Annotated in this window: 5 protein-coding genes; 2 read left to right on the top strand and 3 right to left on the bottom strand. The window is 66.7% G+C overall.

Features of this window, described 5'->3' with window-relative positions:
- Positions 1-9: 9 nt before the first annotated feature.
- Positions 10-843, bottom strand: coding sequence for a transposase family protein (locus tag H613_RS0120485; protein WP_026923122.1), 834 nt, complete (start codon positions 841-843; stop codon positions 10-12).
- Positions 844-938: 95 nt separating this feature from the next.
- Here H613_RS0120485 and H613_RS28030 point away from each other — a divergent pair, with 95 nt between their 5' ends.
- Complete coding sequence (locus H613_RS28030; protein ID WP_035738812.1) at positions 939-3,041, top strand: Tn3 family transposase; 2,103 nt, start codon at positions 939-941, stop codon at positions 3,039-3,041.
- Between the two features lie 58 nt (positions 3,042-3,099).
- Here H613_RS28030 and H613_RS31125 read toward each other — a convergent pair whose 3' ends face one another.
- Positions 3,100-3,966 carry a hypothetical protein gene (locus H613_RS31125; RefSeq protein ID WP_156926163.1) on the bottom strand — a complete coding sequence of 289 codons (867 nt, stop codon included), beginning with the start codon at positions 3,964-3,966 and terminating at the stop codon, positions 3,100-3,102.
- A gap of 239 nt (positions 3,967-4,205) precedes the next feature.
- Between H613_RS31125 and H613_RS28025 the strand changes: the two genes are divergently transcribed.
- Entirely contained in the window at positions 4,206-4,826 is a 621-nt protein-coding gene (locus H613_RS28025; RefSeq protein WP_051393625.1) for a recombinase family protein, read from the top strand.
- A gap of 395 nt (positions 4,827-5,221) precedes the next feature.
- On the opposite strand, the gene H613_RS28020 is transcribed toward H613_RS28025, so the two are convergent.
- A complete protein-coding gene (locus tag H613_RS28020; RefSeq protein ID WP_051393624.1) occupies positions 5,222-6,415 on the bottom strand; it encodes an ISAs1 family transposase in 1,194 nt (397 codons plus the stop codon).
- Positions 6,416-6,530: the final 115 nt, after the last annotated feature.

Here is a 6,530-nt window from a genome sequence, read left to right as displayed (position 1 = left end):
CCTGGAGCGCTATTCAAAAGGGTTGAAGCCTTGGCGTCGGTAGATCTCCAGGGCGAGTACGCAGCGTAGTGTCCGGCCGAGCAGGCGCAGCGGCCGGCGGTAGCCGGTGTCGAGGATCTTCCAGTTCACCGCGTGGGCGATAGCCCGCTCGCCAGCGGATCGGCGGCGGTTGATCTGCCGGTTGTACCAGCCCTCGGCGGGGGTGAGCGGCCGGTAGTCGGGCTTCTTCACCGGCGTGATGATCCCGCACCCGACATAGCCCTTGTCACCGAGCAATCCAGGGCCGTCGGGTTCGGCATGGGCCGCATAGCGTTTCGCGATCCCCGACTCGCCGAAAGCGCGGGCGTCGTGCATCGACCCGTGCATCGGCTCACCGAAGTCGACCAGGTGCCCGCGCAGGTCAGCGACCGCCTGGACGTTCACCCCGCACGCGTGGCGCTTGCCCGAGAACAGGCCTTTCGTATGCGCCCGTTCGCCGGTGGGGACAAGGAAGCCGTCGACGATCAACGTCGAGCCCGCCCGGTCGCGGGCGGCCTCGGCCTCCACCTGTTCGAGGCATCGGCCGATCACCGGCTCTAGGCAGGTGAGGTAGCGCGAGATCGTGGGTTGGGAGCAGCCGAACAGCTCGGCCTCCACCTGTTGGGAGTTGTTGCGGCGCAGGTAGAACAAGACGACCACGACCGCCATGTACAGTCCCAGAGCCTTGCGCCGCCCGGTCGGGGCTTGCCAGGGGCCGATCACGGCGTGCACGGCCGCGACCAGATCCGACAGTTGCTCGTCGTCGAGACCGGTGACATGCTGGAAGCGAGGCGGTCGTCCTCGCGGGAGTTGTTGCGTTGCCATGCTTCAGCCGTCGCACAGGACGGCCGCCGTTACTGTCCGTCACCTGACTGAGCTGCAGATATTCACCCAAACGAGGCCACCAACCAGAGTTCTGAATGATGCTCCTGTTCATCGCCACTGTCCACCGCATCCAGGCCCATGCCGACCGGCGCGTCTCCCAGGAGCTGGTGAACGCCTTCAAGAAGGTCACCGGCAAGGAGAACATCCTCTTCGCCATCGCCGAAGCCGCCGTCGAGAAGCCCGACGACGCGGTGCGGAAGGTCGTCTACCCAGCCGTCGCCGGCGGCGAGCAGACCCTCAAAGACCTCGTCCACGAGTACAAGACGAAGGGCCCGATTTACCGGCGCACCGTCCAGACCAAGCTCAAGGCCTCCTACTCCAGCCACTACCGCCAGGGCCTGATCCGCCTGCTCGAGGTCCTCGACTTCAAGTCGAGCAACACGATCCACCGGCCCGTGCTCGACGCCCTGGAGCTCATCGAACGCCATGCCGCGAAGCAGGGCATCACCTACTACCCGCTGGGAGAGTATGTGCCCGAGCACAAGGCCCTCGGCAACGACTGGGCCGACCTGGTGTTCAAAGACGACAAGCGCGGTCGCCGCCGCGTGCAACGCATGGCGTACGAGATCCGCACCTTCCAGGCACTGCGCGAGGCCCTGCGGTGCAAGGAGATCTGGGTGACCGGCGCCGAGCGGTGGCGCAACCCCGACGAGGACCTGCCCGCCGACTTCGAGGCCCGCCGCGCCGAGCACTACGCCGACTTGCGCAAGCCCTTGGATCCGACCACGTTCGTCGACGAGGTCCGCTCCGAGATGCGCGCCGAGCTGGAGTTGCTGAACGCCGCGGCGCTCAAGGCGAAGTGGCTCCAGATCGGAGACCGCGGCCGCCAGGGCGCGATCAAGCTGACCCCGCTGGACCGGGCGCCGGAGCCGGCCAACCTGGGGAAGCTCAAGGGCGCCATCTCCCGCCGGTGGGGGCAGGTCGCCCTGATCGACATGCTCAAGGAGGCGGTGTTGCGCTCGGGCTGCCTGGACCGGCTCTCGGCGGCCGCGACCCGCGGCGACCTCGACGCCGAAGTCCTCGCCGAGCGGCTGATGCTCGTCATCTACGCCTACGGCACCAACACCGGCATCCACACCATCGCCGGGTCCGCCCACGGCCACACCGAAGACGAGCTCCGCTACGTCCGCCGCCGCTACCTCACCCCCGACATCGCCCAGGCCCTCGCGATCGAGATCGCCAACGCCACCTTCACCGCCCGCGAACCGGGCCTGTGGGGCACCGGGTCGTCCACGGTGGCCTCGGACTCGACGCACTTCGGCGCCTACGACCAGAACCTGGTGACCGAGTGGCACGCCCGCTACGGCGGCCGCGGCGTCCTCATCTACTGGCACGTCGAGCAGAAGTCCGTCGCCATCCACTCCCAGCTCATCAACTGCTCGGCCTCCGAGGTCGCGGCGATGATCGAAGGCGCGATGCACCACGGCACCAGCTTCGACGTCGAGGGCAACATGGTCGACACCCACGGCCAATCCGAAGTCGGCTTCGGGGTCACGCGCCTGCTCGGGTTCGACCTGCTGCCGCGCATCAAGGGCATCAACCGCGTCAAGCTCTACCGGCCCGCCGCCGGCGAGGCCGACGCCTACCCCAACCTCACCCCGGCCATGACACGCCCGATCCGCTGGGACCTCATCGAGACCGCGTACGACGCGATGATCAAGTACACGACCGCGATCAAGTCTGGGACCGCGTCGACGGAGGCGATCTTGCGCCGGTTTATGCGCACCCCGACCGCGCACCCGGCCTACCAGGGCATGATCGAGCTCGGCCGCGCCCAGAAGACCATCTTCACCGCGCGGTACCTGCGCGACCGGGACCTGCAACGCCAGATCAACGCCGGCCTCAACGTCTCCGAGGCCTGGAACGCGGGCAACGGCGTCATCTACTTCGGCAAGGGCGGCGGCATCACCTCCAACCGGAGGGACGAGCAGGAGCTGTCGGTGCTGTGCCTGCGCATCCTCCAGACCGCCCTGGTCTACGTCAACACGCTGATGATTCAGCACGTCCTGGCCGACCCGGCCTGGGACGACGTCCTCACCGACACCGACCGGCGCGGCCTCACACCGCTGTTCTGGACCCACATCACCCCCTACGGGGAGGTCCGCCTCGACATGAACCGGCGCCTCAGCCTTGACTGAACCGAACCAGATAGGTGCTTTCGGAACAGGAGAATGAACCGATGGCGTCGTCGTTCGGTCACTTCCCCAACGTTTCGCGCCCTGAGTAGTGCTCAACTGCCTGAAGTATTTCGGCGTGAAAGGACAAGGCGTTCAAATCACAGACGGCTACCATCGGGGCCTTCGTCGACCACACCTTCGTGCCAGCCTCATACCCCTTGGTGTGCGCCACAATACCGTTGATACGCGAGGCGTGTTCCTCTGAGAGGAAAGGCACCCGGAGCATCAGGAAACCGTCCTTGATCCGAATCTCGGTGACTTCATCCCATCGGAGCCGGACGCGAAATCGCCGAACCGTGACAGTGAGCCCCTGGTCGTCGAAGATCAGCCGTCGCGGTTCCACTCGCACCAGCGTCAGAATGGTTACGGTGCCGATGCCGATCACCAGCAGCAACAGGCTCAACGGGAGTATGTCGACAGCGCTGGGACCGCGGTCAAACATGCCTGTCCGCGCGTCTTGTGACAAGAGCAGCACCAACCCCATTACCCCCATAAACGCACCCATGGCGCCAATACCGAGAACCTCTCCGTCGCTGAGGTGCGGTGCGTTGAAAGCAAACTCGCGGCGCGGGAAGCCGAGCGCTGAGGTGGTTCGACCAGGCGGGCCTGGTTGGGGCTGGGGAACACTCGAAGGGTTCGGACTTTTCTCAGGGCTCTGGACTCGGACCGCATTCGGCGTTTCCTCGGCGGACGTCTCCTGACCCAGCCGTCGGGCCACAGCGGTGGTGCCAAGTGGAAGGAACGAGCCGACGAGCATGCTCAGCACCACCAGGGGAATCTGTCTCCACGGAGTGCCGCCCCAGACGCCGGCGGCGACCACGGCGCCGACCGCACCGCAAATGAGGGCAGCTAGGAGCGACCACCAGAGAGCTTTGCGGGGTGTCATTCGAACATTCTTGCAGCACAGTCATATGGGGACACGCTCAGCAGGGTGTGCGCCAGGGCTGCAAGGATTTCCCATGTTTCTCACAATTGGTCGGTCGTCGCCGAGCTCCGCGTGGAGCTCGACGTCCCCACCCCCGCCGGTCGACGCCCCGGCGACGCCTGGGAGGCCCGGCCGCTCGCGGCGGTCCCTGTGCCGCGCACCGCCGAGGCCGGCCGGATCGTCCGGATCAGGTACGCGAGATGCTCTCGCTCTCGCAGGAGCTCCAGTCGCAGCTCGACGCCCTCGACGCGGCGGGGTGCGCGAAGGTGTTCAGCGAGAAAATCAGCACGCGGGTCAAGAAGCGCCCCCAGTTCATCGCGGCCCGGACCTACGCCGAGGAGCTGAAGGCGATCATGCCCAAGGCGCAGATCCTGTTCACCGTCCACGAGATGAAGCGGCTCGGGCGCGGTGCGGGCGAGCTCATCGCGATCGCAGACGCCCTCCGCTCCAAGGACATCGACCTGGAGTTCCTGACCGGCCCCCTCGCCGGCGTCCACGACCCCCGCGGCCACGGCGCGGTCCTGTTCGCCTTCTTCGCCGCGATGGCCGAGTCCGAGCGGGAGTACATCCGGGAGAAGACCATCGAGGGCCAGGCGACCGCGCGCAGGGCGGGGAAGGTCGGCGGCCGCCCGTCCACCATCGACGCCGACATGGCCGAGTACGCCCGCTCGCTCTACGAGAAGGGCATGGCCGTCGGCGACATCCGCCTCAAGCTCGTCATCCCCTCCAGGAAGCGGAAGGGCCAGCACCCCTCCCGCGCGAGCGTCTACCGCGCCCTCGGCCTGAAGGACGCCACCACCGCAACGGGCGGATCAGCGTAAACGTACTACTTTGCCGCTGGTGACATGTTTCTTACCGGTACCCCATGTAGAAAGTCTCGGAGATGCTGCTGTCTGACCTGGTTTCCAGCCGCAAGTCGGGTCCGTGCCCCTTACCTACCGCTGCATCAGGCCGCAGCCGCACTCAGGGCCCCCACGCCTCTGCGGACAGCATCGCGGGTCACCGAAAATCACGGACTGCTCTGGGCACCGCTCGGTCCGGTCGCTCGCGAGGCATACCCCGCTCTCGGCCGAGGTCCTCGGGAAGTGGCAAGCGAGGCGCGACCTCGTCACCCGCTGCCGTCAACGCGATCGGGCCAGGTGGGATCACGCCCCGGTTCGAGTCTTGGAAGAATTCGAAAATGAACTGGTCCCACCCCCTCGCCATCGTGGTTGTCTCAGCGCTCATCGCCACCAGGGCGTAAGCAAAGTCGTCTCGGTTGAAAAGTCTGTTCGATGAGTGCGAGGCCGAGGATTTCGAGGGGCAGCGTGTAGGGGTGGTTCGCGATCCGGTCGCGCAACGCGGTGATGCACTGGCCGCCAACGGCTTTCAGGACCGCGATGGCGAGGTTGCGCAGACTCGCGAGGTTCTGCGGCGCGAAGCCCGACCGCAGATTCGAGGCGTCCTCGCCGAAGACCATGTCACGCAGCCAATGCCATGCCTCGATACCCCAGTGGCGGCGCACCGCGGCGGCGAACTCGGCCGGGCGCAACGCCCGGAAGTCACGGCTGGTCAGGTAGTACACCGTCTCGTGGCTGGACTCCCCGGTGCGGCGATCCCGCCGCCACCGGCGCACCCTGGCGACCTGGGCAGCGCCGGGGAAGCCGATCCGGACCGCGCCGCCGACGGCGAGAATCTTGATCGTGCGCGTCTCATCTCGGCCGTGCCCCGAGCCGCGGGCCTCCCAGGCGTTGTCGATCCCGGCCCAGGGCAGCGCATTGATCTGCGCGAACAGTTCGGGTCGATTCCCCTTGCAGCACAGCAGATAATCGAAACCGCGGTCGATGACGACCTGGGCGGTCTCCGCACACCAGTGCAGGGCGTCCGCGCTGATCAGCGCGGTCTCAAGACCAAGGATATCGATCAAGTGGCGGGCGGCGGCGTGCTCGTCGTTGTCCAGGGCCAGGACTTGGCCGAGTGCCCGATCGGCGGAGTCGTGCGCGGCGACCAGCAACGGCTTTATTTTGCCGGGCGCGGCCCCGCGCAGGCGTTTGCCGTCGATGCGGATCTGGTCGTCGGGTGCGAATGCGAGCTGACGGGCCGCGGCGGCCAAGGAAGCGACGCCTTCGGGGACCGCTTCACCAAGCAGGCGCCGGAAGGTGTCATAGCCAGGCGGGTAGAACCGGGTCCCGAACGGGCCGTTGACGTTCCTCGCTCCGGCTGCGGCGAGGACCGCTTGCGGGGCGTCCCTCGCCCACCGCTCGATCGACGCGATCGAGTTCCGGCCCGCGAGCATTGCCGCGCAGGCCAGGGCAATCGTCGCGCCGAACGGGTGACGCACGCCGCGCGCCGATCTCGGGTCCGGAATCTGTGCGACATGCCCAGCGAAATCAGTCCACCAAACATCGAGCGTGAGAGTCTTGTCCCGCAACGGTTTCCTCCTGACGACAGATCTAGTCCATCGTCTTCAACGAGGGAACCGTTGCTTCAGTTGCGGCCCTGGCCAGCGGAAACACGAACCCGAACCGACTTTGCTTACGCCCTGC

The sequence above is a fragment of the Glycomyces arizonensis DSM 44726 genome, from assembly GCF_000482705.1.
Lineage (GTDB): Bacteria > Actinomycetota > Actinomycetes > Mycobacteriales > Micromonosporaceae > Glycomyces > Glycomyces arizonensis.
The sequence above is the reverse complement of the archived record's forward strand: the minus strand, read 5'-3'. Positions and strand labels throughout refer to the sequence as shown.

Bases quoted from the DNA above. Each gene is read 5' to 3' on its own strand.
- H613_RS0120485 (WP_026923122.1), bottom strand. From the start codon at position 843: ATGGCAACGCAACAACTCCCGCGAGGACGACCGCCTCGCTTCCAGCAT.
- H613_RS28030 (WP_035738812.1), top strand. From the start codon at position 939: ATGATGCTCCTGTTCATCGCCACTGTCCACCGCATCCAGGCCCATGCC.
- H613_RS28025 (WP_051393625.1), top strand. From the start codon at position 4,206: ATGCTCTCGCTCTCGCAGGAGCTCCAGTCGCAGCTCGACGCCCTCGAC.
- H613_RS31125 (WP_156926163.1), bottom strand. From the start codon at position 3,966: ATGACACCCCGCAAAGCTCTCTGGTGGTCGCTCCTAGCTGCCCTCATT.